The sequence below is a fragment of the Gluconacetobacter liquefaciens genome (assembly GCF_003350405.1).
GTDB lineage: Bacteria > Pseudomonadota > Alphaproteobacteria > Acetobacterales > Acetobacteraceae > Gluconacetobacter > Gluconacetobacter liquefaciens.
The window spans coordinates 1-2,500 of the sequence record NZ_QQAW01000024.1 but is presented as its reverse complement, the minus strand read 5'-3'; the positions used below and the strand labels follow the sequence as shown (position 1 = coordinate 2,500).

General features: G+C 56.0%; 1 tRNA gene and 2 rRNA genes (1 of these 3 cut by a window edge). All 3 read left to right on the top strand.

Annotation, left to right across the window (positions count from 1 at the left end):
- Nucleotides 1–2,166: ribosomal RNA gene (locus C7453_RS18505) — 23S ribosomal RNA — on the top strand; it begins 575 nt to the left of the window's first position.
- 120 nt (nt 2,167–2,286) lie between these two features.
- Nucleotides 2,287–2,402 (top strand): 5S ribosomal RNA (rrf, locus tag C7453_RS18500).
- A gap of 21 nt (nt 2,403–2,423) precedes the next feature.
- Nucleotides 2,424–2,500, top strand: a tRNA-Met gene (locus C7453_RS18495).

Below are 2,500 nucleotides of genomic sequence, written 5' to 3'. Positions count from 1 at the left end.
TTTGCAGCGAGCTTAAGCCGTTAGGTGTAGGCGAAGCGAAAGCGAGTCTGAATAGGGCGACGAGTTGCTGGCAGAAGACCCGAAACCGAGTGATCTAGCCATGGCCAGGCTGAAGGTGCGGTAACACGCACTGGAGGGCCGAACCCACGCCTGTTGAAAAAGTCGGGGATGAGCTGTGGCTAGGGGTGAAAGGCCAATCAAACTCGGAGATAGCTGGTTCTCCGCGAAATCTATTGAGGTAGATCGTCAGGTGTTGACCCCGGGGGGTAGAGCACTGGATGGGCTAGGGGGGCCCAAAGCCTTACCAAACCTAACCAAACTCCGAATACCCGGAAGTTTAGCCTGGCAGACAGACGGTGGGTGCTAAGGTCCATCGTCGAGAGGGAAACAGCCCAGACCACCAGCTAAGGCCCCCAAATCGTGGCTAAGTGGGAAAGGATGTGGGGATTCCAAAACAACCAGGAGGTTGGCTTAGAAGCAGCCATCCTTTAAAGAAAGCGTAATAGCTCACTGGTCTATTAGAAACCCTGCGCCGAAAATGTAACGGGGCTCAAGCCACGTGCCGAAGCTGTGGGTGCATTCTTTGAATGCGCGGTAGCGGAGCGTTCCGTAAGTCTGTGAAGGAGACGGGGTGACCCTCTCTGGAGATATCGGAAGTGCGAATGCTGACATGAGTAGCGACAAACAGTGCGAGAAACACTGTCGCCGAAAGTCCAAGGGTTCCTGCGCAAGGTTAATCCGCGCAGGGTGAGCCGGCCCCTAAGGCGAGGGCGAAAGCCGTAGTCGATGGAAACCAGGTGAATATTCCTGGGCCTGCCAGAAGTGACGAATGCAAGATGTTGTCAGTCCTTATCGGATTGGGCTGGCTTTTTGCGCATTCCAGGAAATAGCTCTGGCATATAGACCGTACCCGAAACCGACACAGGTGGACTGGTAGAGAATACCAAGGCGCTTGAGAGAACGATGCTGAAGGAACTAGGCAAATTACTCGCGTAACTTCGGGATAAGCGAGACCCGTCAGTGGGCAACCATCGGCGGGTGGCACAAACCAGGGGGTAGCGACTGTTTAGTAAAAACACAGGGCTGTGCGAAGTCGAGAGACGACGTATACGGCCTGACGCCTGCCCGGTGCCGGAAGGTTAAGAGGAGGTGTGCAAGCACTGAATTGAAGCCCCGGTAAACGGCGGCCGTAACTATAACGGTCCTAAGGTAGCGAAATTCCTTGTCGGGTAAGTTCCGACCTGCACGAATGGCGTAACGACTTCCCCGCTGTCTCCAGCATCGGCTCAGCGAAATTGAATTCCCCGTGAAGATGCGGGGTACCCGCGGTCAGACGGAAAGACCCTATGAACCTTTACTGCAGCTTTGCAGTGGCATCAGAGACATTCTGTGTAGGATAGGTGGGAGGCTTTGAAACCGGGGCGCCAGTTCCGGTGGAGCCATCCTTGAAATACCACCCTGACTGTTTCTGATGTCTAACCGAGACCAGTAAGCCTGGTCCGGGACCCTGCATGGTGGGCAGTTTGACTGGGGCGGTCGCCTCCCAAAGTGTAACGGAGGCGCGCGATGGTGGGCTCAGGTCGGTCGGACATCGACTGTTGAGTGCAATGGCATAAGCCCGCCTGACTGTGAGAGTGACAGCTCGATCAGAGACGAAAGTCGGCCATAGTGATCCGGTGGTCCCGCGTGGAAGGGCCATCGCTCAACGGATAAAAGGTACTCTAGGGATAACAGGCTGATCTCCCCCAAGAGTCCACATCGACGGGGAGGTTTGGCACCTCGATGTCGGCTCATCACATCCTGGGGCTGGAGCAGGTCCCAAGGGTTCGGCTGTTCGCCGATTAAAGTGGTACGTGAGCTGGGTTTAGAACGTCGTGAGACAGTTCGGTCCCTATCTGCCGTGGGTGTTGGAGACTTGAGAGGATTTGTCCCTAGTACGAGAGGACCGGGATGAACAGACCTCTGGTGTACCGGTTGTCGCGCCAGCGGCACAGCCGGGTAGCTAAGTTTGGACGGGATAATCGCTGAAAGCATCTAAGCGAGAAACCCACCTCAAAACTAGGTCTCCCTGAGGGCCGTGATAGACCATCACGTCGATAGGCCAGATGTGGAAGCGCAGTAATGCGTGCAGCTAACTGGTCCTAATCGCCCAATAGGCTCACTCACACCGCCTGGTCAAACCAGGCAAACACACATGCACAGAAATCATCCACGCACACTCACACTCACAAAAAAAACACCAACCTCACACGCCCTTTAACACCCCTCTCAGGGTGGACTGGACGACCTGGTGGCTATGGCGGGGAAAGATCCACCCGATCCCATCCCGAACTCGGCCGTGAAATGCCCCTGCGCCTATGATACTGCGTCTTAAGACGCGGGAAAGTCGGTCGCCGCCAGGTCTTCCAGTCTACCTACACCACCGCGGGGTGGAGCAGCCCGGTAGCTCGTCAGGCTCATAACCTGAAGGCCGCAGGTTCAAATCCTGCCCCCGCAACCA